24 protein-coding genes are annotated in these 26,923 nt (G+C 64.6%); 10 read left to right on the plus strand and 14 right to left on the minus strand.

The window, feature by feature from the left end; all coding sequences use genetic code 11:
* Nucleotides 1-97 precede the first annotated feature (97 nt).
* On the minus strand, nt 98-1,036 hold the full coding sequence (locus F0M17_RS15505) for a LysR family transcriptional regulator (protein WP_149597488.1): 939 nt from the start codon (nt 1,034-1,036) through the stop codon (nt 98-100).
* 152 nt (nt 1,037-1,188) lie between these two features.
* Here F0M17_RS15505 and F0M17_RS15510 point away from each other — a divergent pair, with 152 nt between their 5' ends.
* From F0M17_RS15510 to F0M17_RS15520, 3 genes are read left to right on the plus strand one after another with little or no spacing between them, the layout of a single operon-like run.
* Nucleotides 1,189-2,493, plus strand: coding sequence for an SRPBCC family protein (locus F0M17_RS15510; protein WP_149597489.1), 1,305 nt, complete (start codon nt 1,189-1,191; stop codon nt 2,491-2,493).
* A complete protein-coding gene (locus F0M17_RS15515) occupies nt 2,490-3,881 on the plus strand; it encodes a flavin reductase family protein (RefSeq protein WP_149597490.1) in 1,392 nt (463 codons plus the stop codon). The genes F0M17_RS15510 and F0M17_RS15515 overlap by 4 nt, the downstream gene beginning before the upstream one ends.
* Nucleotides 3,882-3,935: 54 nt before the next feature.
* Nucleotides 3,936-6,455, plus strand: a complete 2,520-nt coding sequence (locus tag F0M17_RS15520) for an FAD-dependent oxidoreductase (protein WP_149597491.1) — start codon at nt 3,936-3,938, stop codon at nt 6,453-6,455.
* 89 nt (nt 6,456-6,544) lie between these two features.
* Here the strand turns inward: F0M17_RS15520 and F0M17_RS15525 are convergent, their stop codons facing one another.
* The gene (locus F0M17_RS15525) at nt 6,545-7,069 is read right to left on the minus strand and encodes a MarR family winged helix-turn-helix transcriptional regulator (protein WP_246857086.1); all 525 of its coding nucleotides are present in this window, start codon (nt 7,067-7,069) and stop codon (nt 6,545-6,547) included.
* 174 nt (nt 7,070-7,243) lie between these two features.
* On the opposite strand from F0M17_RS15525, the gene F0M17_RS15530 reads away from it, so the two are divergent.
* Both F0M17_RS15530 and F0M17_RS15535 read left to right on the plus strand, forming a co-directional pair.
* Entirely contained in the window at nt 7,244-7,693 is a 450-nt protein-coding gene (locus F0M17_RS15530) for a hypothetical protein (RefSeq protein WP_149597492.1), read from the plus strand.
* A gap of 213 nt (nt 7,694-7,906) precedes the next feature.
* The gene (locus tag F0M17_RS15535) at nt 7,907-8,272 is read left to right on the plus strand and encodes a hypothetical protein (RefSeq protein ID WP_149597493.1); all 366 of its coding nucleotides are present in this window, start codon (nt 7,907-7,909) and stop codon (nt 8,270-8,272) included.
* A gap of 299 nt (nt 8,273-8,571) precedes the next feature.
* On the opposite strand, the gene F0M17_RS15540 is transcribed toward F0M17_RS15535, so the two are convergent.
* Complete coding sequence (locus tag F0M17_RS15540; protein ID WP_149597494.1) at nt 8,572-9,459, minus strand: bifunctional 5,10-methylenetetrahydrofolate dehydrogenase/5,10-methenyltetrahydrofolate cyclohydrolase; 888 nt, start codon at nt 9,457-9,459, stop codon at nt 8,572-8,574.
* Entirely contained in the window at nt 9,456-10,079 is a 624-nt protein-coding gene (locus F0M17_RS15545; RefSeq protein WP_168202041.1) for a cyclodeaminase/cyclohydrolase family protein, read from the minus strand. The genes F0M17_RS15540 and F0M17_RS15545 overlap by 4 nt, the downstream gene beginning before the upstream one ends.
* A gap of 319 nt (nt 10,080-10,398) precedes the next feature.
* On the opposite strand from F0M17_RS15545, the gene F0M17_RS15550 reads away from it, so the two are divergent.
* Nucleotides 10,399-10,833: a MarR family winged helix-turn-helix transcriptional regulator gene (locus tag F0M17_RS15550; RefSeq protein WP_149597496.1), complete on the plus strand. Its 435-nt coding sequence runs from the start codon at nt 10,399-10,401 to the stop codon at nt 10,831-10,833.
* Nucleotides 10,830-12,227 carry an MFS transporter gene (locus F0M17_RS15555; RefSeq protein ID WP_038992940.1) on the plus strand — a complete coding sequence of 466 codons (1,398 nt, stop codon included), beginning with the start codon at nt 10,830-10,832 and terminating at the stop codon, nt 12,225-12,227. Before F0M17_RS15550 ends, F0M17_RS15555 begins: the two co-directional genes overlap by 4 nt.
* Nucleotides 12,228-12,298: 71 nt before the next feature.
* On the opposite strand, the gene F0M17_RS15560 is transcribed toward F0M17_RS15555, so the two are convergent.
* The 7 genes from F0M17_RS15560 to F0M17_RS15590 form a co-directional block, all read right to left on the minus strand.
* Nucleotides 12,299-12,595 carry an antibiotic biosynthesis monooxygenase gene (locus F0M17_RS15560; protein ID WP_149597497.1) on the minus strand — a complete coding sequence of 99 codons (297 nt, stop codon included), beginning with the start codon at nt 12,593-12,595 and terminating at the stop codon, nt 12,299-12,301.
* A 103-nt stretch (nt 12,596-12,698) separates the two neighbouring features.
* On the minus strand, nt 12,699-13,229 hold the full coding sequence (locus F0M17_RS15565) for an ASCH domain-containing protein (protein ID WP_038992938.1): 531 nt from the start codon (nt 13,227-13,229) through the stop codon (nt 12,699-12,701).
* Nucleotides 13,230-13,333: 104 nt separating this feature from the next.
* Nucleotides 13,334-13,648: a hypothetical protein gene (locus F0M17_RS15570; RefSeq protein WP_073707052.1), complete on the minus strand. Its 315-nt coding sequence runs from the start codon at nt 13,646-13,648 to the stop codon at nt 13,334-13,336.
* A gap of 254 nt (nt 13,649-13,902) precedes the next feature.
* Nucleotides 13,903-15,285, minus strand: coding sequence for an allantoinase AllB (allB, locus tag F0M17_RS15575; RefSeq protein ID WP_149597498.1), 1,383 nt, complete (start codon nt 15,283-15,285; stop codon nt 13,903-13,905).
* Between the two features lie 151 nt (nt 15,286-15,436).
* Nucleotides 15,437-17,230: a glyoxylate carboligase gene (gcl, locus tag F0M17_RS15580; RefSeq protein WP_149597499.1), complete on the minus strand. Its 1,794-nt coding sequence runs from the start codon at nt 17,228-17,230 to the stop codon at nt 15,437-15,439.
* A 317-nt stretch (nt 17,231-17,547) separates the two neighbouring features.
* Nucleotides 17,548-18,459: a 2-hydroxy-3-oxopropionate reductase gene (locus tag F0M17_RS15585; protein WP_256370186.1), complete on the minus strand. Its 912-nt coding sequence runs from the start codon at nt 18,457-18,459 to the stop codon at nt 17,548-17,550.
* A 24-nt stretch (nt 18,460-18,483) separates the two neighbouring features.
* On the minus strand, nt 18,484-19,287 hold the full coding sequence (locus F0M17_RS15590; protein WP_149597501.1) for a hydroxypyruvate isomerase family protein: 804 nt from the start codon (nt 19,285-19,287) through the stop codon (nt 18,484-18,486).
* A gap of 366 nt (nt 19,288-19,653) precedes the next feature.
* On the opposite strand from F0M17_RS15590, the gene F0M17_RS17780 reads away from it, so the two are divergent.
* From F0M17_RS17780 to F0M17_RS15600, 3 genes are all read left to right on the plus strand, one after another.
* On the plus strand, nt 19,654-19,779 hold the full coding sequence (locus F0M17_RS17780; protein ID WP_255372330.1) for a hypothetical protein: 126 nt from the start codon (nt 19,654-19,656) through the stop codon (nt 19,777-19,779).
* A 182-nt stretch (nt 19,780-19,961) separates the two neighbouring features.
* On the plus strand, nt 19,962-21,455 hold the full coding sequence (locus F0M17_RS15595; RefSeq protein ID WP_246857195.1) for an NCS1 family nucleobase:cation symporter-1: 1,494 nt from the start codon (nt 19,962-19,964) through the stop codon (nt 21,453-21,455).
* 8 nt (nt 21,456-21,463) lie between these two features.
* The gene (locus tag F0M17_RS15600; protein WP_038992932.1) at nt 21,464-22,210 is read left to right on the plus strand and encodes an aspartate/glutamate racemase family protein; all 747 of its coding nucleotides are present in this window, start codon (nt 21,464-21,466) and stop codon (nt 22,208-22,210) included.
* Between the two features lie 332 nt (nt 22,211-22,542).
* On the opposite strand, the gene F0M17_RS15605 is transcribed toward F0M17_RS15600, so the two are convergent.
* From F0M17_RS15605 to F0M17_RS15615, 3 genes are all read right to left on the minus strand, one after another.
* Complete coding sequence (locus tag F0M17_RS15605) at nt 22,543-24,426, minus strand: FAD-dependent monooxygenase (protein ID WP_149597502.1); 1,884 nt, start codon at nt 24,424-24,426, stop codon at nt 22,543-22,545.
* A 336-nt stretch (nt 24,427-24,762) separates the two neighbouring features.
* Nucleotides 24,763-26,256: an aldehyde dehydrogenase family protein gene (locus tag F0M17_RS15610; protein WP_149597503.1), complete on the minus strand. Its 1,494-nt coding sequence runs from the start codon at nt 26,254-26,256 to the stop codon at nt 24,763-24,765.
* Nucleotides 26,253-26,921: an HD domain-containing protein gene (locus F0M17_RS15615; RefSeq protein WP_149597504.1), complete on the minus strand. Its 669-nt coding sequence runs from the start codon at nt 26,919-26,921 to the stop codon at nt 26,253-26,255. The genes F0M17_RS15610 and F0M17_RS15615 overlap by 4 nt, the downstream gene beginning before the upstream one ends.
* Between the last annotated feature and the right edge of the window lie 2 nt (nt 26,922-26,923).

A 26,923-nucleotide genomic window follows, 5' to 3' on the forward strand; every position in this document is an offset into this window, starting at 1 on the left:
CCAAATTGGATGTGCCCAAGTCTGCGCATGGAGTGTGATCCATGTCAATAGCCCGGTTCGAAATCCCTCCCCCTCCGGCAGGCTTTTGCGGCGCCCGCTACCCGTCCAATTCCTCGGCAGAACGCTGGGAAATGATGCGTTCGGCGGTGCGCTGCAAAATTTCCAGCGATTCCTCGATCAGCGGCGAACCGCGGCTGCCCTTGCGGGTCACCGCGACGATGCGCCGCGAGGGCTTGGCCGCCCCGGAAATCCGGCGGCGCACCACGTCATCCGCGTGGCCCAGGGTCGCCAGACGCGGCAGCAGCCCCACGCCCAGGCCCGCGCCGATGAAGGCGATCATGGTTTCCCATTCCACCGCTTCGTGGGCGATGTGCGGGGTGACCCCCAGCGAGGTGAAGGCCGCGACGAATAGTGCCCGGTAGACCGACTGCCCGGATTCGGAGATCCACGGGTCATCGGCCAGGTCCTCCAGGGCCACGGACTTGCGCTGCGCCAGCCGGTGCGACGCGGGCAGCACCACATCCAGCGGGTCATCGAGCAGCACGGTTTGCTCGAAGCGGTCCTTGGCACCGCCGCCGCCCGGGGCCTGGCTGGCCACGATCACCGCAAGGTCGATGCGCTCGGCCAGCAGCAGATCCAGGCAGCGCTGCGGCTGCGCCTCGATCAGCTGGACCTCCACCTCCGGCCGGGTGGAGCGCAGGGTCGCGGCCAGCGGGGCGAGCAGCTGCGCGGCCGCGGTGGAGAATCCACCGAGGCCGAAATGCGCCTGCAGCTGGCCCGAGGCGGACCGCGCCGAGGCGGCCAGCAGCTCCCACTGCGTCACAATCGAGTCGATTCCGGAAACGAGCTGCTGGCCGGCAGAGGTCAGCCGCACCCCGCGCCCCTCCTTGGCGATCAGCTTGATGCCCAGCGAGCGCTGCAGTTCGCGCAGCTGGGCGGAGACGGCAGAGGGCGAGTATCCGGTCAGTTCCGCGGTGCGGGCCACGGAGCCCGTGGAGGAGAAAACCCGCAGGGTGGAGAAGCGTGGATCGATCATGCACTAATTGTGCACGGTTTGATCCAATTTCTTGCGCTTTTCTTGCAGGGGGTTTCTTCCTAGTCTCGACTCATGCGGTGACTCGCCTCACAAGTTCACCGAAAATCCACATCCCGAGGACGCCTGGCGCGTCTTGTCCCTAGGAGTACCAGATGACCGCTTCGGCCAGCGCGCCGCACACCACGCGCGGAAAACTTGCTTCATCGATGAGCCACGAGCAGCTCGCCGAGATCACCGAGCTCTTCGCAAATCGGCGCACGGGCTATTCGCTTGAAGCCCCGCTGTACACCGACCGCTCGATCTTCGACGTCGAGATGCAGGCCATCTTCGGAACCCACTGGCTTTTCGCCGCGAGCATCGCCGAAATCCCGGAGCCGGGGGACTACGTGACCCTGGACTACGGCCCGCACTCGCTGATCGTGCTGCGCACCGACGACGGCGGGGTCAACGTGCTGCACAACGTCTGCCGGCACCGCGGCGCCCGCGTGCTGACCGCCGCCTCGGGCAGCACCGGCAACCTGGTCTGCGGCTACCACTCATGGACCTACTCCCCCGAGGGGGACCTGATCCACGCGTCGGCCCCGGGCGAAGGCGACTTCGACAAGAACTGCTTCGCGCTCAAGCGCGCCCACGGACGGATCCACGCCGGGCTGATCTTCGTGTCCCTGGCCCAGGAGCCGCCGGCGGATTTCGACGAGGTCGCCGAAATCTTCCAGCCCTACCTCGCCCCGCACGACATCTCCCGCACCAAGGTCGCCTACCAGCAGGACATCATCGAGGAAGGCAACTGGAAGCTGGTGATGGAGAACAACCGCGAGTGCTACCACTGCGACGGGCACCCGGAGCTGGCCTGCTCGCTGTTCCCCACCTGGGGCTTGAGCGATGAGACCGTCCCGCCGCATCTGGAAGAGGTCTGGGCTCGCAACCAGAAGGCCCAGGCGGATCTGGAGGAACGCTGCCGCCGCTATGGCATGCCCTACGAGGTCGTCGAGCAGCTGGACACCCGTGTGGCGGGCATCCGCATTTCCCGCGAGTCGCTGGACGGCGACGGCGAATCCTTCTCGGCCGACGGGCACCGCCTGTCCAAGAAGCTGCTCGGCGAGCTGCGCGACTTCCGGCTGGGCCGCTGCTCCATGCACCTGCAGCCCAACAGCTGGTTCCACTTCCAATCCGACCACGTGATCACCTTCTCCGCCTACCCGATCAACGAGCACCAGACCCTGGTGCGCACCACCTGGCTGGTGGCCGATGACGCGGTGGAAGGCGACGACTACGACCTGGAGCAGCTGACCCACACCTGGAAGCAGACCAACCTGCAGGACAAGGCGTTTGTGGAGCTGTGCCAGAAGGGCGCGGCCAGCCCCGCCTACCAGCCAGGCCCGTACATGAAGAGCGAATACCAGGTGGAGGCGTTCATCAACTGGTACACCCAGCGTGTGCTGGAGCACCTGGCATGAGCACTGGCACCACGCAGGCCGGCACCGCTGCCGCGCAGCGCATCCGCGGAATGGAAATGCCGTGGAACCGCGTGCTCAGCTCGCAGGAAGGCCCGGCGAGCGCCGCCCGCGCCCTGGGCCCGTGGCATCCGCAGGAATTCCTCGCCGAATGCGTGCAGACCATCGAGGAGGCCGGCGGGCTGATGACCTTCGTCTTCCGCCGCCTCGACGGCGCCCCGCTGGCGTTCCGCGCCGGGCAATACCTGAACATCGCCTTCCCGGTGCACGGCGAGGATGCGGAAATGGTGGACCGCAGCTACTCGATCTCCAGCGCTCCGACCGTGCCCTGGACCTTCAGCATCGGGATCAAGCGCGACCCGAAGGGGCTGGTGTCCCGGTGGGCCCATGAGAACCTGCGTCCGGGCATGGTGCTGGACATGCTCGGCCCGGTCGGGGCATTCCATTTGGGGGATTCCGATCGCCGCGCCCGCTACCTGTTCCTTTCCGCCGGTGCCGGGATCACCCCGATCATGTCGATGGTGCGCACCATCCACTCGCTGCCCGGCCAGGCCGATGTGGTGGTGCTCTGCCACGGCACGGTGCCCGGGGACTTCGCCTTCTGGCCCGAGCTGGAATACATCGCGCAGGTCGATTCGCGCATCCAGGTCTTCTATTCGCTGGGCGACCGCGAGAAGCCAGCGGACTGGGAAGGCTTCTCCGGGAGGCTGACCGCCGCGATGATCGAGGCGGTGGCCCCCGATGCCAACGGACGGAAGGTCTTTGCCTGCGGGCCGGAAGGCTACCTGAATTCCGCCACCGAATTGCTGCGCCAGGTTGGCGTGGATGACACCTCGGTATTCATGGAGTTCTTCTCCGGGGACCGCAAGACGCTGCTGGAATACCAGCAGGAGATCTCGCTGGCCGAGGGCATCGCCGAGGAGGTGGCCGAATCGGTGGAAGAGTTCTACGAAAGCCAGCCGCCGGAACTTGCCATCTACGAACCGGACTACGACGAGACCGGCACCATCGAGGCTACCGGCCAGCCGCTGGTCGCCGTCGATTCCGCCGCGCCGCTGGCCCCGGAGCCTGCGCCGGACACCGGTTCCCCGGCCGCCGATGCCAGTTCCTTCCCCACCGTGGGCACCGGCGAGCTGACCATGACCTTCCTGCGCTCCGCGCTCAATGTCCGGATCAGCTCCGAAGAGCGGATCCTGGGCGTCGCGCAGCGGGCAGGGGTGCGCATCGGCGCCAACTGCCAGGAAGGCATGTGCGGCTCCTGCAAGGTCGTCAAGCTCGACGGCGACGTGGAGATGAACCACCAGGGCGGCATCCGCGCCCGTGAAATCGAGGCAGGCAAGTTCCTGCCCTGCTGTTCCACCGCCGTCTCGGATCTGGTCATCGACGCCTAGCCGCCACGCACCCTTCCGCCCCACCACACCACACGCCTTTAAAAGGAGTCCCCCATGTCCCGTCTTTCCCCACGGATCATCATCATCGGCGCCGGCATCGTCGGCGCCAACCTCGCCGATGAGCTGGCCGCCCTGGGCCACGCCAATACCCTGGTCATCGAGCAGGGGCCGCTGGGCCTTCCCGGCGGCTCCACCTCGCACGCCCCGGGCCTGGTCTTCTCGTCCAACCCGTCCAAGTCCATGACCGAATTCGCGCAGTACACCATCAAGAAGCTGACCAGCCTGGTCGGTGCCGACGGGCGCGGCTGTTTCCTCCCGGTGGGCGGACTGGAAATCGCCACCACCGATGAGCGGCTGGCCGACCTGCACCGCCGCGCCGGATGGAACCGCTCCTACGGCGTTCAGGCCGAAGTCATCGACGCGGCCGACTGCCTGGCGAAATTCCCGATGCTCAACCCTGAGAAGGTCCTGGGCGGGCTATTCACCCCGGGCGACGGGCTCGCGCTGGCGGCCAAGGGCACCGCGCTGGTGATGGAACGCGCCAAGGCCGCCGGCGTTGAATTCCGCGACCGCACCATCGTCACCGGCATCGAGCAATCCGGAGGGAAGGTCACCGCGGTGCTCTGCGGCGACGAGCGCTTCGAGGCCGATATCGTGGTTTCCTGCGCCGGATTCTGGGGACCGAAGATCGGCGAGATGGTTGGCACGCCGATTCCGCTGCTGCCGCTGGCCCACCAGTTCGCCTGGAGCACCCCGGTGCCATCGCTGGCCGGCGTCAACGAGCTCCCGGACGGCGCCAGCCGCCCGATCCTGCGCTACCAGGACCGCGACCTCTACTACCGCGAGTGGGGAGACCGCATCGGCATCGGCTCCTACGCCCACCGCCCGATGCCGGTGGACCTGGACACCCTGCCGGCCTACCGGCCAGAGGACATCACCCATGAGCGCATGCCCTCCTCGCTGGACTTCACCCCTGAGGATTTCGCGGCCGAGTGGGAGACCAGCCAGGAACTGCTGCCGGATCTGCGCAGCACCGAGATCCAGCGCGGCTTCAACGGCATCTTCTCCTTCACCCCGGATGGCGGCTCGCTGGTGGGCCAGTCCCGCGAGGTCGACGGATTCTTCGTGGCAGAAGCCGTGTGGGTCACCCACGCGCCGGGCATCGCCAAGGCCGTGGCCGAGCTGATCGCGACCGGCACCTCCACGACGGACCTGGGCGACTGCGACCTGAACCGCTTCGAGGACGTTCAGACGACCAGGGAATACGTCAGCGAGACCTCGCAGCAGAACTTCGTGGAAATCTACGACGTCCGCCACCCGCTGGAACCGCGCACCACGCCGCGCGCCGTGCGCACCTCCCCGTTCTACTCCCGCCAGCAGGAACTGGGCGCATTCTTCCTGGAAGGCACCGGGTGGGAACGCCCGCATTGGTACGAAGCCAATGCGGCGCTGCTCGACGAAATGCCTGCCGAATGGGCCGGACCGGAACGCGATGCCTGGTCCGCCAAGTTCCATTCGCCGATCGCCGCGGCGGAAGCCTGGAAGACCCGCACCGCGGTGGCCATGTTCGACATGACTCCGCTCAAGCGCGTGGAGGTCACCGGCTCCGGAGCCGGCGAGCTGCTGCAGGGCTTGACCACCGCCAACATGCTGCGTGCCCCGGGCATGGTCAGCTACACCCTGCTGCTGGATGCCGCCGGCGGCATTACCAGCGACATCACCGTGGCCCGGCTTTCCGACGAGGTCTACCAGGCCGGCATCAACTCGAATGTGGATGTCGCCTACTTGAACCGCGAAGCGAAGAAGTTCAATGCCGCCAACCCGGGCAAGTGGGCAGCGGTGCGCGATATCACCGCTGGCACTTCCTGCATCGGCTTGTGGGGCCCGCTGGCATCCGAGGTCATGGCCAAGGTGTCGGCGGATGACATGAGCAATGAGGGCCTGAAGTACTTCCGCACCAAGCAGATCTCCATCGCCGGCATTCCGGTTACCGCGATGCGCCTGTCCTATGTCGGCGAGTTCGGCTGGGAGCTCTACGCGTCAGCGGATGTCAGCGCCAAGCTCTGGGACGTGCTCTTCGAGGCCGGGCAGGAGCACGGCATCATCGCCGGCGGCCGCGCGGCGTTCAACTCCATGCGCTTGGAGAAGGGCTTCCGCTCCTTCGGCACCGACATGACCAGCGAGCACGAACCCGAGCAGGCCGGACTGGGCTTTGCGGTCAAGGCCGCCAAGACCGCAGACTTCGTAGGCAAGGCCGCCCTGGCCGAACGCGCCGCGACGGCCACCAAGCGCCTGCGCTGCCTGACCGTTGACGACGGCACCTCCGTGGTGCTGGGCAAGGAGCCGGTCTACGTGGACGGCCAGGCCGCCGGCTACGTCACCAGCGCCGCCTACGGCTACACGGTGCGCAAGCCGATTGCCTACGCCTGGCTGCCCACAACGGTGGAAACCGGGGACGCGGTGGCGATCGAGTACTTCGGCCAGCGCATCGCCGCCACCGTGGTGGAAGATCCGTTGTACGATCCGCAGATGGAACGGCTGCGCGGACTGTCGCTGGCCACCTCGTCCAGCTAGCGCCACACCGCAGCGCGCACCGGCCGGGCACCGCTCATTGAAGCGGTGCCCGGCCGTTTGCCATCTGGCGCGCAGCGCTCGCCGCGGCCTCAGCGCCCGCTCGCGTCCGTCGCCTGCTGCCCCACGCGCTGCGGCGCCTGGGGCTCGACGCTGTTGATGATGGCCTCCAAGAACTTCGCCACGGCAATCCGCTCCTCTGCCGTCAGGGCGCTCACCGCATCCAGCATTTTCCCGTGCATGTCCTGCAGCGTTGCCCTGACCTGCGCATCGCTGTATTCCGTCGGAACGATGCCCACCGACCTGCGATCGGAGGGATGCGCTACGCGCGCGGCGTACCCGCCGCGGCATAATCGGTCGATCAACGCCGAGACCGACGCGTGGGAGATTCCCAGTTCGTCAGCGACGTCTCGTTGCCGAGGCACCACGCCCCTTCGATGGGCGCCGAGCAGGAAACGCAAGGCCGACAGGTCGGTTTCATTCATCCCCATGGACCCGCGGGTTTCCGCGCGCATTTTTCGCTCGGCCTGGCCATACCTGCGCAGCAATTCCAACAGGTGAACAGCTTCAGGTGCCGGTTTGCCTTCGCCGTACCAGTAGCCGGTTGGCTTATCCATGCCCATGGATTCCCTTTCGCCGGACACGGCAGTAGTTCTCGCTGGCTCCATTGGCCTTTCGTCGCTGCTGTGGATCATTTCGTTTGCCTGAATCGCAGAAAAAAATGTAGCCTGTCTAATAGTTAGCTTGTCTAAATAGATTCTACTACGAAACACCTCAAAGCAGCGGAGCAGATGATGAAAGATCCCTTGGCAGTTCCCGCCGATGCACGTCCGGTTCACCACCCGGCATGGGATAACCGGATAAGGCAGGTCGCTGACCTGGCAACCCGCCAATGCCGCCAGAAGGATGCCATCCACTCGGCAGCCTGCAGCATTTCCGGATCCCCTGGCGAGCTCATCGTGAATCTCGCTTGCACCGCAACGGCCGAAGCGCAGGTCCCGATGATGATGCTCTACGTCAATGACACGCTGCTTCCGCAAATGGAGAAGTCGCTCGGCGTCCAGTTCGAGACACGGAACCTCCAATTCTCCGTTGCCGGCAAGGAAACTCCGGCAGCCCTGCCCGGGCAACCGGATGGCTCCCCGGGCGCCATAAATTGGCTGAAGCAGCCATCTGCCGATCCGGCCGCTGCGGCCGATGCTGGCCCACAGGGCGCCGGCACGGATCTGGCACTGATCTAGCCAGCCTCCGCCAGCCACAGGATCCGCTTCTTGGGGGACGGATCCCTGCGAACTTCATTGTTTTCGTGCCCAACGCAAGAAAGGGAAGTACCTGAAATGGCCGGTAGGATTGCCAGAACTGAAACGGCTCTCAGAGTTGCGGATTTCATCGAGACGCGCGAGGGCAAAGCGCACCTGTCACAGTATGGGTGGGCTCCCGGAATGCCCATCGTGATGACTCGAGCCACGGAATCGGTGAATGACGCGATGGGAATGGTCTCGATCCATTCACGCGCCGCCCTGGTGGCAATGCTCGACCCGGTGACCGGGCAACTGCGGATGCTCCATGTGACCACCCCGCAGGCGGCACTCAAAAAGGTCGGAGCCACCCCGCCGGGGCGCACCATGGGCGACCTGTTCGAGCAGCTGGCATCGGCGCTGATCATCGAATTGCGCGTCAAGTTCTGGAAGCATACTGCCGTGGCGCACCTGGTCCCGCCGTGCGCCGCCATGATGCATGGACATGATTCCCGGGGCAGTTGCTTCCCACGGGTCAAGCAGCCGCCTGCAACCAGCGTCCAAGCGGTCGCGCTCCCCTGACCGGGCAAGTCTGCTGATCATCTGGCCGCCGCTACCGGAGAAGGGAGCCGCGGCCAGATCGTTCTAGCATGGGCCTTCAACACAGCAAGCACGAGAAAGCCGCCGCATCGTCGACACTCCTATCGATGATGCGGCGGCGGCACCGGTGCATCCAGCCGGCGGCAGATCCCAGTTCTTGTTCCCCGCCGGCATGCACCGTGCCCGTGTATCGCTTCGCCATGGCAATTGCGGTTCCGCCATCCCGGCCCCCGCTGCACGCTGGCTTGCCTGCCGCGGATCCCGGAACGCCGGCCAGCCAGCTACCGGCGTCCGGCCATGTGCGCTCCTTTCGCCGGGTCCAGTTGCAAGCTGGCCTCCGCGGCCTGCGCAGCATGAAGTACCAGCAATGCCGTGGTGACCGTGCCGACCCCGCCGGGGACCGGGCTGAGGGCCCGCACCAGTGGGCGCACCGAGGCCGCATGGACGTCTCCCACCAGCTTGCCTTCGGCATTGACATTGGTTCCGACATCGATCACCACGGAAGTTTCCCCGGCCTCGTTGGCAGTGAGCAGGTTCGCCTTGCCCACGGCCATCACGATCACCGAGGCGGACTGGGTGATTCGTGCCAGATCGGCGGTCTTGGAGTGGCAGATGCTCACCGTGGCATCACGGTGCAGCAACAGCTGGGCCAGCGGCTTGCCCACTACCGCGGAGCGCCCTACCACTGCGACATGCTGCCCGGACAGCGGAATCCGGTAGTGCTCCAGGATCTCGATGACCGAGCGCGCGGTAGCCGGGGCAAATGCCGGCTGCCCAACACTGAGCCGTCCCAGGCTCAGCGGGTTCGCCCCGTCGATATCCTTGGCCGGATCGATCAGCGCCACCAGCGCCGCCGCATCCACCGCTGGCGGCAAGGGGGTCTGCAAGATGATGCCGTGCACCGAGGCATCTTCGTTCAATGCGGTGATCGTTTCGGCCAGCTGCTGGTGCGTTGCACCGGCCAGGTCCACCACCTGGCATTCCACCCCCAATTGCGCGGCGGCACGCTCGATGGAGCGCACATACCAGGCGGTGGCCTCGTTGCCGGTGGCCACCACGACCGCGACACGGACGGTGACCGCCGCACCGGCCAGGCGCCCCACCAGTTCCGTGGTGCGCTGGCGGATCGCTTCGGCCACCGGCGCTCCGGACAGGTCCCGTGCCGTCATGCGGCCACCGCCGTCCGGGCGCTGGCACTGAGCTCTTCGGCGCGGGCGATTGCCTCGCTGGCCTGGTTGGCCACCTGCACCAGCCGGTCCCGCTGGGCGATATTGTTGATGGCGCCAATGTTCATTTCCAAGGTGGCCAGCGCGGTGGCCAGGGCCGCCCGCGCGGCTTCGGCAGCGGCGGCCACGTCGCTGATAACCGAGCGGTTGCCAATGGGCAGCAGCCGCTGGGCCAGCTTGATCACCTCAATGGAGGCCTCGACGGTGGTCGCCAGTGGCGCTGCCGCGGCGATGGTGGCGTCTTGGATCGCCGCACTGCGCAGCGACTTCTGCTCTGCGTTGTCCTTGGGCAGCTTGTAGGCCGCGCCCAAGGCGCCGAACAGCCGTTCGTCCTCCTCGGCGGCGCTGAGCCCTTGGCGCATCATCTCCTTGGCCTGCCGGGCAATCTGCTGTGCTTGCTCCCGGACTGCTTCATACCGCGGCCCGGAGGTGAATTCGGCAACCATCGAGACCAGGGCCGCGGCCTGCGCCGCATGCAATCCTGCGGCCGCGCCTCCGCCCGGCGTCGGGGCGCCAGAGGCAAGTCGCTGAAGATAGCTGATGACGGTTTCGTTGGAGATCAATGGGATTTCCCCTCGCTCGGGACACGTGGCAGGTGGTCCCTGTACCGTTCGGCAGGATGTCGAGGCGCGCAGAAGCCAGGTCCGGGCCATCAAAAACCCTTGGTATCCGACTGGTATATCAGGTTATCTTGAAGCTTAGGGCACCTCCCGAACTCGGGTCAAGGATTTTTTGCCGCCCTGTTTTGCGACTACCCCATTCGCGCCACCCCTTCGTTAATGCGCAGGATCTGGAAGGCGTTTGCCCGAGCCCAGGACGCGGTGCCCTATCTCACGAATAGTTTCACAAGACGCTTGTACAAGTTAATTGTATTCTGTACCTATGGAATTTGAGCAAGAGTCGTCAGACCTTCCAGAGCAGTTGTATGAAGCGTTGTCGCCGCTGCTGAGCCTGATACGCACAGCCCGGTCCATTTCCCCGGGCAAGCTGGGCATTTTGCACACCCTGGCCACCGAAGGCCGGGCAAGTGCCGCCCGGATGCGGCAGGCCATCGGGGTCAGCCAGCAAGCCATCTCGCTGACCACCAAGGAGTTGGAAGGCCTCGGGCTGATTGAGCGGCACCGGGATGAAGCCGACCGGCGCAAGCTCTGGTTCAAGCTCACCGATGCTGGCCGGCAAAAGCTGGAGCATGAAATCCAGCTGGGCCAGAGAGCGTTGATGCAAGCCATCGGCGAGAACCTGAGCGATGAAGAGATTTCCCTGATCCGTGCCGCCTTGCCTGCACTGAAGAAGATCAACACGGCGGTCCGCCCATGAATCGCACCGCAACCGCCCGAAATCCGCTGGTGCCGACGCTGGTCTTTGCCGCGCTCGCCACTGCCATCGTCTCCTCGCTGGGCATGCTGCTGGTCCCCTCGATTTCCCAGCGCTTCGACGTCGACGTTGCCACCGCCCAGTGGATGCTCACCGTGAATCTCCTGGCCGGCGCCGTGGCAACACCCATCATGGGACGACTCAGCGATGGACCGCATAAGAAGCGGCTGCTGCTCGCTTCGCTTGCAACCATGTTCGTCGGCTCGGTCATGGCGGCGGCCGCGCCAACCTTCGGGGTATTTCTTGCCGGACGCGTGCTCCAGGGCCTGTCCTACGGCATTGTCCCTGTCACCATCGCCATTGCCCGGCGCTACGTGCCTCCCGAGCACGCGCAGAACACCATCTCTACCCTGTCGGTGACCGTTGCCTCCGGAATCGGCATCGGCTATCCGCTGACCGGCATCATCGCCGGCATTTTCGACTACTCCTTCGCCTTCTGGTTTGGTGCGGTATTCGTGCTGGCCACCATCTTCGTTGTATGGAAAGTCGTCCCCTCGGGCCCCGATGGCCGCGCAGAGCAGCACCCCTTCGACTTCGCCGGCTCCTGCTTGCTGGCGGTGGGGCTCGGTTCCCTGCTGCTGACCATATCCGAGGGACCCAAATGGGGTTGGGTCTCTGGGACCACCCTCGCACTGGCCGCTTTTTCAATCATCGTGCTGGCCCTTTGGGTACGGGTGGAAATCCGCCTGGACCACCCTTTGATCAACCTTCGCACACTGAAGCAGGGCGAAGTCCTCCTGGCCAATATCTCGGCCATCGCCCTGGGCGCGGCACTGTATATCGCCATGTCCGTCTCGTCACTGGTAGCCCAAGCGGATACCGCAACAGGATACGGGCTGAGCCTCCCGGTCTTCTGGGCAGGATTTGTGATCTTCCCGCTCTCGGTAGGCAGCTTGGCCGCCAACCGCACGGTTCGGGTATTGGCAAAGCGCGTTGGCATGCAGGTCATGCTTCCCATTGGGGCGATCATCATGGCAGCTGCTGGAACCATGCTCTGGCTGCTCCATGCGGAGCTCTGGGAGATCTTGCTGAGCATGCTGGTCTTCGGCATCGGCATGGGCGCAAGCTACGCGGCGATGCCGGCATTGATTGCCCGCAGCGTGGCGACCCAGGAACTGGGCAGCTCCGTAAGCTTCAACCAGGTGCTGCGTACCGTGGGCTCTTCCTTCGGCACGGCGATTTCCGCGGCAATCATCGCCACCCACCCGGGACTCAACGGCGAGGCCAGTCCCGAAAGCATCAACATGACTTTCCTGCTCGGTGCCCTGCTGTGCATCGGACTCGGCGTGGCACTGCTGGCCGATTCCGCACGGCGCCAGGAAAAGTGGAAAAGATAGTCGCCGATCCTGGAGGCAGAAAACGCCCCGATACCGCAATGGCATCGAGACGTTTCTGGATTCGGGAGTGCCTAAAGTTCTACGATCTCGAATTCCAGCAGTTCAGCGCCGGTGGCCACCGGCTTCTTGGCATCGTTGCCGGCATGCGCCGCATCCGCGCGCTGCGCGCGCCAGTTCTCGAAGTCCTCGCGGGTGGCCCACTGGGTGTACACGAAGTACTTGTCTCCACCGTTGACCGGACGCAGCAGCTTGAACCCCTCGAAGCCCGGCGAAGAATCCACCGAATGCTTGCGAGCGGCGAAACGCTTCTCCAGTTCCGGTCCGGCTTCGCCGGGAACCGATAGGGCATTGATGACGGCAATCGACATGTTCAACCTTTCGTGACCGGGTTTCGACGATAGGGAAACCCTCTGCTTCCACCCTACGCCTGCGCATTCTTCACCGCAGGCCGGCGTGACGAACTTGGTCCGGCTAGTCGGCATGCTCCATTGGCCAGCAAAGTTCAAAGCGTTCCAGGACCAGCTCTCCCCCGGGTTGGAGCGTGTCTTCAGGTTTCCAATCGACACCAATTGATTTTTGCGTTCGGCGCCAGAATTTCTCATGTTCTGCGCGCCAGTATTCCAACGAGAGATCACCTTCGCCCTCAGCTGCGGCAAACTGGGCATCCACCTCGAAGAACGATGCGCGCTCGACGGACAGCACGCGCAAGATTGCTCGCGGCTGACCGTCGCCGTCGCAAACGATGCAGTGGTCTTCAGGCTGCGGGACGCGTTCGTTGTAATAGGCGTAGTCGCTAGCCAGAGATGAAGTCGCCCGCTTGGTTCCGTGCAGCATTTCGTGTAGCAGCTCATCGGCAAGCGCAGGGTTATCCCCGAACGATTCGGCTACATGATGCGGCGCATCAGCCAGCGGAATCCCCTTGCTCCCCAGATACTCGGACCACATCTTCTGGGCAGCTTCAGCATTGACAGGAGGCAAGTCAGGAACGGAATTTTCTGCCATGCCTAGATCCTAACCGCGGACAGCATCCAACGTGACGATGAACTGGCCGTCGCCAATCCCGCCGTTGGCTAACCACCGCGTTGCGGCAGGCCGGACCGCTGGCGTCATTTGCCATCCTCGAAACTGCGTTTCAAGGTTTCCGGCCGACGCAGATCCCCGAGGGTTGAGAGCACGTCCAGTCGCGGTGCCCGATGCTGATGCCCCTTGCTGCCGGGGCAAGTGAAACCAGCTGGCGGGGCAACTCCGATACGCTTGGCGTTCTTCAACTGGCGACGCCAGTGGACATAGGTCTTGATGCCGAAGGCCAGCAACACTGCCAAGACCACGAGGCCGAGGACTACCGACGCCTGGACAACCTCGCCCAAGGACAGGTCTTCGACTTCCTGGGTCAGCACCGATGCAACAGTAATCGTGTCCATACCCAATTCCTGTATCTAGAGTTGCGTCTGCTTCATCCCCGCGTGGCTGCCAGTCTATGGGCTGCGTTGTTGGAATGGGCCAGGACACGGCAATCGATATGCGTTTGTTACGGACTTCCCGGACGCCCAGCAACCACGCGATGAATACGTGCCAAACACCGGTGTTGCGTCGCGCCTGATCGACTAGGAATTCCCCGCAAAAGAGGCTTCGGCATCCTGCCCTTTTGCAGGATGCCGAAGCCATTTCCCAGTGCCTAGTGCTCGCGGCGGATCAGCTGGCCGGATGGGGTCTGGAAGTCCACGTCATTGCCGGCAATGATCGAGCGGCGCACCACGCCGTGCAGGGTCTTGCCCTGGTACGGGGAGATCGGATTCTTGTGGTGAAGCTTCTGCACGTCCACCTCGAAGGTGTCCTCTGGAGCGAAGATCGCGAAGTCGGCGTCCTTGCCCTCCTCGATGCTGCCCTTGGCGCCCAGGCCGGCGAGCTTGGACGGGTTGACGCCCATCCACTGCACAACCTGTTCCAGCTTCAGTCCGCGCTGCTTCGCCTCGCTCCAGATCAGCGGCAGGCCCAGCTGCAGCGACGCCACGCCACCCCAGGCGACACCGAAGTCGCCGTTCTCCACGTCCTTCAGATCGATGGTCGATGGCGAGTGGTCCGAAACGATGCAGTCGATAACGCCTTCCTCCAGGCCCTTCCAGAGCAGCTCGCGGTTGTCATTCTCGCGGATCGGCGGGCAGCACTTGAAAGCGGTGGCCCCGTCGGGGATGTCCTCCGACAGCAAGGTCAGGTAGTGCGGGCAGGTTTCCACGGTGAGCTTCACGCCCTCGGCTTTCGCCTCGCGGATCATTTCCAGCGCATCCGAGCTGGACAGGTGCAGCACGTGGGCGCGCACCCCGGTGGTGCGGGCACGTTCGATCACCTGGGCGATGGCGGTGTTCTCGGCATCGCGCGGGCGCGAATCCAGGAATCCGGCGTACTTGCCGCCTACCGGCTGCGGGGAGTTGTCGATGATCTCGGCGTCCTCGGCGTGCACGATCATCAGCGAGTCGAAGGAGGCCAGTTCGGCCATGTCCTCTTCCATCTCGTCAACGCTCAAGGACGGGAACTCGTCCACTCCCGAGTGCAGCAGGAAGCACTTGAAGCCGAAAACCCCTGCTTCGTGCAGCTCGCGCAGGTCCTTCTTGTTGCCCGGGATGGCGCCGCCCCAGAAGCCGACATTCACGTAGGCGTTCTTGCCAGCGGCCTCGCGCTTGATCTCCAGCGCTTCGAGGTTCACCGTGGGCGGGATGGAATTCAGCGGCATATCCACAATGGTGGTCACGCCACCGGCGGCCGCGGCCTTGGTGGCCGATTCGAAGCCTTCCCATTCGGTGCGCCCTGGCTCGTTCACGTGCACATGCGTATCAACGAGCCCGGGCAGCAGCACCTCGTCGGCGGCCACCTCGATCACGCGGGTACCGGACAGACCGGTGCCGTAGGGCTCAACGGCGACAATCTTCCCATCGCGCACGCCGATTTCGCGCGGCGCGATGTCCTGCCCGGCCAGCACTTGCTGCCCGCGCAGCACCAGGTCAAAGATAGTTCCGGTAGTGTCTTGGGTCGATGCGCGTCCGACAGCTTCGTTGATGCTCATGAGGCGTTCCTACTCGTTGATAGCTCAGGTTTCTTGGTGCTCGGCAGCTCTATGCCGAACCTGGATTGTTGTGGCGCGAGGCACACCCGAAATGGTGAACCGGTGCCTCGCGCCCAACGTTACGGGGTGCAGGTCAGCGACGACTTCCCTTTCAGGCACCCACAGCGGCCGAGGTTGCCAGCGGAACCAACGCGGTGGGCGCATCCGCGGCATCCAGGGCCAGGTCTTCGAATTCATTGACGGCATCCAGCTGCGCGCCCATGGCGATGTTGGTGACCTTTTCCAGGATCACTTCCACCACGACCGGCACCTGGTGCTCTTCGGCCAGCGCATTGGCCTGCGCGAATCCGGCAGCCAGCTGGCTTGGATCCTCGATGCGCACCGCCTTACAGCCCAGGCCTTCGGCGACCTTCACGTGGTCCACGCCGTAGCCGTTGGTTTCCGGGGAGTTGATGTTATCGAAGCCCAGCGACACGTGGTAATCCATTTCGAAGGCGCGCTGCGACTGGCGGATCAGGCCCAGGTAGGAGTTGTTGACCACCACGTGCACGTACGGCAGCTTGAACTGCGCGCCGACGGCCAGTTCCTCGATCATGAACTGGAAGTCGTAGTCGCCGGAGAGGGCCACGACCTTCTCGCCCGGCTTGCCGCGCACCACGCCCAGGGCGGCCGGTCCGGTCCAGCCCAGCGGGCCGGCCTGGCCAGCGTTGATCCACTTGCGCGGGCCGTAGACGTGCAGCATCTGCGCGCCGGCGATCTGGCTCAAGCCGATGGTGGACACGTAGGTGGTGTCCTGGCCGAACGCGGCGTTCATCTCCTGGTACACGCGCTGCGGCTTGATCGGGATGTTGTCGAAGTTCGTCTTGCGGTGCCCGGTGGACTTGCGGGCGGTGGCCTCATCGGCCCACGCCGAGTAGTCCGGCAGGGTGCCGGCGGCCTTGCGCTCGCGCACCACTTCCAGGATGGCATCGATAGCGGCGCCGGCATCCGAGGTGATCCCCAGATCCGGGGAGAAGACACGGCCGATCTGCGTGGGCTCGATGTCCACGTGGATGAACTTGCGCCCGGCACGGTAGGTCTCCAGGTCGCCGGTGTGGCGGTTGGCCCAGCGGTTGCCCAGGCCCAGCACCACGTCGGATTCCAGGAAGGTCGCGTTGCCGTACTTGGTGTGGGTCTGGATGCCCACCATGCCCGACTGCAGTCGGTGGTCATCAGGGATGGCGCCCCAGCCCATCAGGGTCGGGGAGACCGGGATGTTCAGCTCTTCGGCCAGCTCGACCAGCTTGTCGCTCGCGTTGGCGTTGATCACTCCGCCGCCGGCGATGATGATCGGCTTCTTGCCGCCGAGCAGCAAATCCACCATCTTCTCGGCCTGGCCGCGGGTGGCCTGCGGCTTGGATGAAGCCAAGGGCTCGTAGGCGTCGATGTCGAAGTCGATCTCGGCCATCTGCACGTTGATCGGCAGGTCGATCAGCGCCGGGCCGGGACGGCCCGAGCGCATGATCTGGAAGGCCTTGGCGAAGGTGCCCGGCACCAGGCCCGGCTCCAGGATGGTGGAGGCGTACTTGGTGACCGGCTTGGCGATGGACTCGATGTCCACTGCCTGGAAGTCCTCCTTGTGCAGCACGCTGGTGGGTGCCTGTCCGGTGATGCACAGCATCGGGATGCTGTCGGCAATCGCGGCGTACAGGCCGGTGATCATGTCGGTGCCGGCCGGGCCCGAGGTGCCCAGGCACAACCCGATCTTGCCGGTGGCCCGCGAATAGCCGTCGGCCGCGTGGCTGGCGCCCTCGACGTGGCGGTGCAGGGTGTGGCGGATGCCGCCGTGGGCCTTCATGGCCGAGTACAGCGGGTTGATGGCGGCGCCGGGCAGGCCGAAGGCCTCGGTGGCGCCCTCCTTCTGCAGGATCTGTACGATGGCATCTACTGCGCGCATCTTTGGCATTTCAGTCACGTCCTTAGGAGCACCGGCAAGGGTGCAGGTGGGTTGCTTGGGAGAAAGCTTGGGAGAAAGATAAGGAAACCTGCGGCGGGGCGGAAGGTGCATGAGTCACCACAACGCCGTTTCCTTGAGCATCGGATGCCGGCAATGAGCTGGAACAAAGCCCATTGCGCGGCGGGCGGGGCCTGCGTTGGCAGCTTGCCGTGTCATCAAGCGGCCTGCATCGGCCGGGCCCGCAATTGCGCGGCCAGCATCCGAGGAAGCGGAGATACCTTGGCCTCCCCGCCGCAGGAAGTCAGTGTGCCCTGGGGTGGTATTCCCTAGGCAGGAACCGGGGCCTCGACCTTGCCGGCCAGGCGCTGCACTCCGCGGAACAGCCCGGAGTGATCCAGTGCACCGTCACCGGAGGCGACGGTGGAGGTAACCAGCTGGGCCACCAGTGCACCTAGCGGAAGCACTACGCCGGCTTCGCGGGCGGCGGAGGTCACGATGCCCATGTCCTTGTTGTGCAGGGCCAGGCGGAAGCCCGGGGTGAATTCGCGGTCCAGGATCTTCTGGGCCTTCTGGTCAAGCACCTTGGAGCCGGCCAGGCCGCCGCCGAGGACCTTGACTGCGGCGTCGGTGTCCACGCCGTAGGCTTCGAGGAACAGCACCGCTTCGCTCAATGCCTGGATGTTGGCGGCGACAATCAGCTGGTTGGCCGCCTTGACGGTCTGGCCAGAGCCCGAGGGGCCCACCAGCACGATGGTCTTGCCCACTGCTTCCAGTACCGGCTTGGCGGCGTCGAAGTCCGCCTGCTCGCCGCCGACCATAATGGACAGCACGCCCTCGATGGCTCCTGCTTCGCCGCCGGAGACCGGGGCATCCAGCGGGCGCACGCCTGCTTCGCGGGCCGCGTCCGATAGCTGCACTGCGACGTCCGGGCGGATCGAGGAGTTGTCGATCCACAGGGCGCCGGGCTTCGCGTTGGCGAAGACGCCTTCCGCGCCGAGGGTGACGTCCTGGACATCCGGGGAGTCCGGGACCATGGTGATGATGACGTCGGCGTCGGCCACTGCTTGCGCGATCGATGCGGCCTTGGTGCCGCCAGCGGCTGCCAGCTCATTGCCGGCCTTGTCGCTGCGGTTGTAGCCGGTGACGTTGTAGCCGGCGTTGACCAAGTTCTTTGCCATCGGCAGGCCCATGATTCCCAGTCCGATGAAGGCGATGTTCTGCGACATGTGATTCTCCAAAAAGTCTTGTGCGAAAGGTGTTCTCTAGGCGGTTGCGTTGCTGCTGGCGGTCTGCATCCAGTCGAAGGCTGTGGCGGCGTCCTGCTTGTATTCCAGGGCGACGTTGCCGCTGTAGCCCAGCTCGCGGGAGCGGGCGATCCAGTCCAGCAGCGGCAGGCTCCCGGTGCCCGGAGCTCCGCGGCCTGGCGCGTCGGCGATCTGGATGTGGCCGAAGTCCTTGGCATGCGCCTCGATGACGGCGGGCACATCATCGCCGTTGACTGACAGGTGGTAGAAGTCTGCCAGCAGCGCGATGTTGCTTTCGCCCTGGGCCTTGACGGCGTCGACGACAGCGAGCGCCTGGGCCGCGGTCTTCAGCGGGTAGGCTTCGGTGCCGGAGACCGGCTCGATCAGCACGCTGCCGCCCACCTTGGCCACGCCCTGGGCCGCGGCCACCAGGTTCTCCAAGGCCAGTGCGTCCTGGGCCGCCGGGTCGGCACCCTCGATGCGGTTGCCGTACAGGGCGTTGAAGGCCTTGCAGCCGGTTGCTTCGGCGATGGCCACTACGGCATCGATGTTGTCCTTGAATTCGGCTTCGCGTCCCAGCCAGGAAACCAGGCCGCGGTCGCCTGCCGGCATGTCGCCGGCGAAGAAGTTCAGTCCGTCGAGCTGGACGCCGGCGTTGGCCAGCGAGGCGACGAATTCGTCGATCTGCTTATCGGAAGGCGCTGCTTCGTTGAATGGCCACCAGAATTCGACGCTGTCGAAACCTGCCTGCTTGGCGGCATCCGCGCGCTGCAGCAGGGGCAACTCGGTGAGGAGGATCGAGCAGTTCAGAGTGTAGGACACTGGATTTCCCTTCAAGAACGCCTTCCAATAATTCCGCTTTATGGAAGTTAGCTTTTGCTTTATGAAAACTCTAGAACGAGACGCCGATCACTGTCAAGAAGGTTTCCCGGCAATTTGCCACTGCGTAAAAAAGGTACGCAAAAGCCTGAATTCACAGCGTTCTCGCGGTCGCGGGATTCTGCGCAACCCGGGCAAAGCGTCGCCCACCTGCGGGTTTGCGGAATCAATAAGAGTGTTCCGGAAATCCCATGAAATATCGCCCTGCGAAATTATCATCTTCTATTGCGATAATGTGATCCAGCGCATACAGTGGTCGGTACTCACCTGGCACATATCTCGGAGTGACTACCTAGCTCAGGAGCAGCCATGCTTTATCCATCGTGCTTCACGCACAGCGTGCAGCGGCTCGCCGCGGCACCACGCCCGGCCATGCCGCTTCTCGGCTCGCCGGCCGAGTTCTACGCTAATTTCGGACAGCCGATCTACCCGTAAGCGGGCCCGCCTCGCTGCCTTGCGCCCCCGCACGGCAGGCACGGGCCGTTGCACTCAACGTTCCGCTTCCCCCAGATTTGTCATTTTCCCTGCTGCAGTGCGCCCGGATGCGCCGTGCCCGGATTCATGACCCTTTGACAAGGATGTCCATCATGTCGCAAAAGACCCCTGAAATGGTGCCCATGGACGCACCGCAGGAAAACCCGCCCGCTATCGACCGGGTCAATCCCTTCGAACTGAGCGCTTCGCTCTACAACCAGGACCTGGCACCAGCCACCCGCAAGGGACGCACCTGGAACTCCTACAGCATCTTCACCCTGTGGGCCAACGACGTGCACTCGCTGGGCAATTACACCTTCGCCATCGGGCTCTTCGCATTGGGCATGAGCGGCTGGCAGATCCTCGGCGCCTTGGGCATCGGAGCGGTCCTGCTCTTCGCACTGCTGAATTTCTCGGGGTTCATGGGCGAGAAGACCGGCGTCCCTTTCCCTGTGATGAGCCGCATCGCCTTTGGCATCACCGGCGCCCAGATCCCGGCGTTGCTGCGCGGGGCCGTGGCCATCGCCTGGTTCGGCATCCAGACCTACCTGGCCGCCCAGGTCCTCTCGGTCATGGTGATCGCCGTGGCGCCGGGCTCCGCGGCCCTGGAGCAGACCAGCTTCCTGGGGCTGAATACGCTTGGCTGGATCTGCTTCGTGTTCCTGTGGGCCGTGCAGCTGGTGATCGTCAGCTACGGCATGGAAATGATCCGCAAGTACGAGGCCTTCGCCGGCCCGGTCATCCTGGTCACCTTCCTGGGCCTGGCTATCTGGATGCTGTTCGAATCCGGCTTCAACGTGTCGATGAGCACCGGCGAGCCGAAGTCCGGCGTCGAGATGTGGACCGCGATGTTCGGTGCGGCCGCCCTGTGGGTTTCGATCTATGGCACTTTCGTCCTGAATTTCTGCGACTTCACCCGCGGCGCATCCTCCAAGAAAGCCATCGTCAAGGGGAATTTCTTCGGCATTCCGCTGAACATGCTGTTCTTCGGTGCCATCGTGGTGGTGCTCACCGGCACGCAGTTCTCCATTAACGGCCAGGTCATCACCTCGCCATCGGATATCGTCGGAGCCATCCCGAACACCGTGCTGCTGCTGCTGGCCTCCGCCGCCCTGCTGGTGCTGACCATCGCGGTGAACCTGATGGCCAATTTCGTCGCACCGACCTACGCGTTGACCAACCTGTTCCCGAAGAAGCTGAACTTCCGTGCCGCCGCACTGATCTCCGGGGTCATCGGACTGGTCATCCTGCCTTGGAACCTGTACAACTCCCCCGAGATCATCAACTACTTCCTGGGCGGCCTGGGCGCGCTGCTCGGCCCGCTGTTCGGCATCATCATGGCCGACTACTGGCTGATCCGCAAAGCCCGGATCAACGTCATGGACCTGTACCGCTCGGATGCCGATGGCACCTACTACTTCACCCGCGGCGTGAACTACCGGGCCGTCGGAGCGCTGGTGATCAGCTCGATCATCGCACTGGTTCTGGCCTTCGTTCCCGCCCTGCACGTTGTTGGCCCGTTCGCCTGGTTCCTGGGTTCGGGCGCCGGCGCCCTGGCCTACCTGGCCCTGGCCAAGCGCCAGCACGATTTGGCAGACATCGATGGCGAGCCGATCGCCGTGGCACCAACCCACTAGGACTACTCATGCGCATTCTGATCCTGAACGTCAATACCACGCAATCCATGACCCGCGCCATCGGGGATTCCGCCCGGCAGGTCGCCTCGCCAGGCACGGAAATCGTCGAACTGACCCCGGACTTCGGGGCCGATTCCTGCGAAGGCAATTTCGAAAGCTATCTGGCCGCCATCGCCGTAATGGACAAGGTGGTCCGCTACACCGAGCCTTTCGACGCGGTCATCCAGGCGGGCTACGGGGAGCACGGCCGCGAGGGCCTGCAGGAGCTGCTGGATGTCCCGGTTGTGGACATCACCGAAGCCGCCGCCTCCACCGCCCAATTCCTCGGCCACAAGTATTCGGTGGTTACCACGCTGGACCGCACGGTGCCGCTGATCGAGGACCGGTTGAAATTGGCTGGCCTGACCGACCGGCTCGCCTCGGTGCGTGCCAGCGGGCTGGGCGTGCTGGAACTGGAATCCGATCCGCAGCGCGCGGTGGCGGCCATTGTCGAGCAATCCCGCCAAGCGGTCGAGCAGGACAAGGCCGAAGTGATCTGCCTGGGCTGCGGCGGCATGGCCGAGCTGGAGGACCAGGTGCGGCTGGCCACCGGCGTGCCGATTGTCGATGGCGTGCGTGCGGCGGTAACCATCGCCGAATCACTGGTTCGCATGGGGCTGAGCACCTCCAAGGTGCGCACCTACGCTCCCCCGCGGCCCAAGACCGTAACCGGCTTTCCGATGGTCCCGGCGACCGCCGGCCTGGCGAGCCGCTGAATGCCAAGCCAAATGGCAGGCTCAACCCAGCGAGCTCACAGTCAGCCGTTCTAGAGTAATAAGTACCTCATGAAGGTGCGAGTGATGACAAAAGGAAACCCCGGTGCTTCGGCACCGGGGTTTCCTTGATTTTCGGACCATTTCCCAGCCCCCGGCCGCACACTGCCACGAAGTAGCCCCTGCATCCTGCTCGCTGGAGACGCATCTGCCCGCACTGCAACAGTCATCTTCAACCGCCACGCCGCCAAGAAGTCCCGACATGTTCTGGACAGCAGGTTACCCCGGGCCCTAGGGACACCGGGGCAACCTGCTGCTGCACAGCCGGGCGAAGATCAGGAGAATTCAGGCACCTTCGGCGATGCCATGTTCTGCGCGAAGAACTCGGCCAGTTCCGCACGGGCAGCCAGCGGCAGCACCTGGGCTACATACATGTCCGGGCGGACGACGACCAGGGCACCTGCCCGGTCGATCCCGCGCTCGGTGAAGATGTCCTGGTGCCCGATCGCCGTGTAGACCTTTTCCCAGTCCATGATCTGCGCCTGGCCCACCTTCGGGAGGAACCGCCGCGGCACCTTGTTGATGTCCACGTCGTGGTAATCCTGCTGGTAGATCACCTTGGCATCGAAAACGCTGTCGATATCTTGGCCCTCAGCGGTGTACGCGGTGATTGGCGAATCGGCGGAATGCTCCAGCCAGTCGGCGAGCGCGGCAACCTCCTGCCCCGATTCGTCGGCAAAGGCGTAGAGCCGCCAGCGCCCATCGGCACGGAAGTGGTGCCCCAGGTGCACCGTGGTGGTATCGCACACGCGGGAGACCTGCGCGGACTTGAAGCGCATGCCCACCGGGAAGCCTTCGGCCAGCTTCTGGTGATCGGTGCCGCCGGTCAGCGAGGACTGCTCGTATCTGGTGTCGAAGCCGCCCGGGAAGTTGGCGGTATTCACGAAGAAGTCGACGATCTCGTGCGGGCCCTCCATTTCCTCCGGGCTGCGCGACATCATCGCCGACCATTCCTTGTCGTAGTCGATGAGCTTCTGCGCAACGTCCTGGCGCTCTTCGTTGTAGGTTTTCAGCAGGGACTCGTCGCTGCGCCCGGTCAGCACCTGGCCCAGCTTCCAGGACAGGTTCCACCCATCCTGGATGGAGACATTCATGCCTTGGCCAGCCTTGGCGCTGTGCGTATGGCAGGCGTCCCCGGCAATGAACACCCGCGGGTTCAGCGACGGGTCGTTCTTCGCGGCAACATCGTCGAAGCTCTGGGCCACCGAGTGGCGCACCTCGTAGATGCTGAACCAGGTCACCTCGCGCACATCCACCGAGTATGGATGCAGGATGCGGTTGGCGCGGGCGATGGCTTCTTCTGCGGTGGTGGCGCGGATCCGTGCCCGGTTTTCGTCGTTCGGGGTTTCCAGCGAAACGTAGAAGCGGGTCAGGAAGCCGCCTTCTCGGGGTATCAGCAGAATCGATCCGTCCTTGTCGGACTGGATGCCGCTGCGCGTGCGGAAATCGGGGAAGTCGGTGTTGGCCAGCATGTCGATGACCGCCCAGGCTTGGTCGGCCGGGTCGGTGACGACCTCGACGTCGATGCAGCTGCGCACCTTGCTGCGTGCGCCGTCGCAGCCGACCACGTACTTGGCGCGCACGGTGCGTTCGATGCCGTGCTCGTCGTTGATGCGCACCTGAACCGGGTACTCGCCTGTTTCGTGGACCACCAGGTCCAGGAACTCCACGCCGTAGTTGATGCTGATGCGAGCCGGGCCGTTTTCGGCGCGCTCGGCGAAGTAGTCGATGACGCGGGCCTGGTTGACGGTGAGGATCGGGAATTCGCTGACATAGGCCGGCGGGTCATCGGCGCGGGCTCCACGGGCAATTTCTGCCGGGTTCTCCGGGTGCGGTCCCCAGAAGCTCATCTCGCGCATATGCGCCGCCTCGTGGGCAATCTCGTCGTAGAACTCGAAGGCCTGGAAGGTTTCGCAGCTGCGCGGGAACAGTCCATCGGCACGGCCTGCGGCCAGCCGCTGGGGGCGGGCCTCGATGATGCGGGTGTGGACTTCGGGGTATTCGGTCAGCTGGGCAGCCTGGACAATGCCGGCCGGCCCGGCGCCGACGATGAGCACATCCATCGTCTCAGGCAGTTCGGCGCTGCGATTCAGGCCCGTTCCTTCTGCATTCCTGATCCGGGGATTGCGGCCGACATATCCGTCGTGGTGGTACTGCATCCTGGGGCTCCTTAGCTGGGTGGCGTGATCTTCGAGCGTCAACTGCGCTGTCGCTGCCGATGATCCGGAAAAGTTTCCTCATCCACGCGTCATTGTGATGCGGGACACGTTGAGGGCTAACAGCAATCCTGCTTCCTTCCACGCCGAAGCACCATGGCAATCTTCCACCCAGCGGAAGCCCTCTTAGCAAACCGCATTTATGGTATTTGACCTGTAATTTTGTCGATTTTCGCAGGTATCCGCGATTCGGTTCCAGCACCCGAAAATGGCAACAGGACGCCTCAGACCCAGTGGGCCTGAAACGTCCTGCCGCCATGCTTTCCGGTAGGTGTTTTGCTAGCGGACCTCGCGATGAATCGACTTGTAGCTCAGGTACGCCGAGAGACCCTCGGGACCGTATTCGGCGCCCAGGCCCGAGTCGTGCCGGCCGCCAAATGGCGCCGCATGGTTCGAAGCGAAGAAGTTGATGCCCACACTGCCTGAATCGATCCGGTCAGCGACCTGCACCGCATGCTGCTCATCGGCACTGAAGACCAGTCCGCCCAACCCGAATTCGGTGTTGTTCGCTAGCGCAATGCCCTCGGCCTCATCCTGGTACTTGAGCACGGTAATCACCGGCCCGAAGATCTCCTCGCGGGAAATCCTCATATCCGGGGTGACGTCGGCAAAGACCGTCGGCTCGATGAAGTAGCCACCGGCCAGGTCTCCGCCCATCGTGGCCTTGCGTCCACCGGTGACCGCCTGCGCACCTTCGGCATGGCCTGCCTCAAGGTAGCCGAGCACTGTCTCGAACTGGCTCTTGTTGGCCGAGGGGCCGAACACCGTGTCCGGCTTCAGCGGGTCCCCCTGGATTCCGCCGGAGATCGTTGCACGCACCGCCTCGACGACCTCGCCATAGCGCTGCGCCGGAGCCAGGATCCGGGTGGAGATGTAGCAGGTCTGCCCGGTGTTGCGCATGCATGAGCGGATCAGCCGCGAGCTGAGCACGTCCAGGTCCGCATCCGGCAGCACCAGCGCGCTGGACTTGCCTCCCAGTTCCAGGGTGACCGGCCGAAGCAGCTCACCGCAGGCCGCGGCAATCTTGCGCCCCACCGGGGTGGACCCGGTGAAGGCCACCTTGGAGACCAGCGGATGGCGGACCAGTTCATCTCCCATCCGGCCCGGCCCGGTGACCAGGTTCGCCACGCCTGCCGGCACCCCGGCGGCAGCCATCGCATCCATGATGATGCGGAAGGACAGCGGCGTGGGCGACGCCGGTTTCATCACCACGGTGCACCCGGCCAGCAACGCCGGAGCCAGCTTGATCACCATCAGGTTGATCGGGAAGTTCCACGGGGCAATCAGCGCGCAGACCCCAACCGGGTCGCGGCGCACCAGGGACTCCCCTGCCCCGTTCGGGAAGGGCCGCAAGTCCTCGTTTTCCAGCATCGGTGCCAGCGAGGCGAAGTAGCGGAAGATGCCAGCGGCATTGGCCGCCGCTCCACCGGTTTCGGACACCGGGGAGCCGTTCTCCAAGGTATTGGTCAGCGAGAGCTCGGTGGCCCGGGCTTCGACTTCCTCGGCGATGCGCAGCAGCAGCGCCGCACGGTCCGACGGCGAATAGCTTCGCCACTGCTCGCCGTGGAAGGCTGAGTGCGCGGCTCCCACCGCGCGCTCGACATCCCGGGTATTGCCTGCAGGCACCGAACCCCAGACTTTCCCGGTAGCCGGGTCGGTGACTTCAATGCGTTCGGTTCCGGCGGAGCGGACCCATTGACCGTCAATGAAATGCGTGTCGACGTGGCGGTACGGGATCGCCAGCTGCTCGCGCGTGGTTGCGGCCGTAATCATCGCAGCACCTTCGTGCGCAGCAGCGAACGGGAACGGGCCAGGTCGGCGGTTGCCATGGCGACCGCAGCCTCGGTGATCAGCTCCGGGATGATCTCGGTTTCCAGCCGGTCGGTGTAGGTGCTCGGGTCCTGGCCGAACCAGCCCGAAGCCAGCGCAATGCCCGCATGGTCGAAGCGCCACAGCCGATCCGCGTCGCGCATCAGCGCGTCCTCCAGCGAATACGCCTCGGCACGGGTGTCATGCCCGTCGATGATCGCGCAGACCGCCTCGACGAATTCTGCGTCATAGCCCAGCGGCGGCAGCACGCGCCTGGCCACTGCGCAGCCCTCCTGCTCATGCTGGAAGCGGATATCTGCCTTGCGCCAGTCCCCGCGGAAGCCGTCGGAGATGATCTTGTCCTCATCCACGTGGGCCCAGCCGGTGTCGTGCAGCAAGGTGGAGACCAGCACCAGGGTGCGGTCCGCGTCCGGGTAGGCGTCGCACAGGCGGCGGGCGAAGGACAGGGAAATCGGCAGGTGGATGTCGTTGCCGCGGGCCCGGGTTTCGGGTTCCACTGCGGCCCAGATCGCATCCAGCTCGCCGTCGAGGTGCTCATCGAGCGCAATCGGCGAGGTGTTGATGGTGCCCTGCGCGGGCAGTGGCCGGGTGTCATTCAAAGTAGTCATGA

It is taken from the genome of Glutamicibacter sp. ZJUTW, from assembly GCF_008370855.1.
GTDB lineage: Bacteria > Actinomycetota > Actinomycetes > Actinomycetales > Micrococcaceae > Glutamicibacter > Glutamicibacter nicotianae.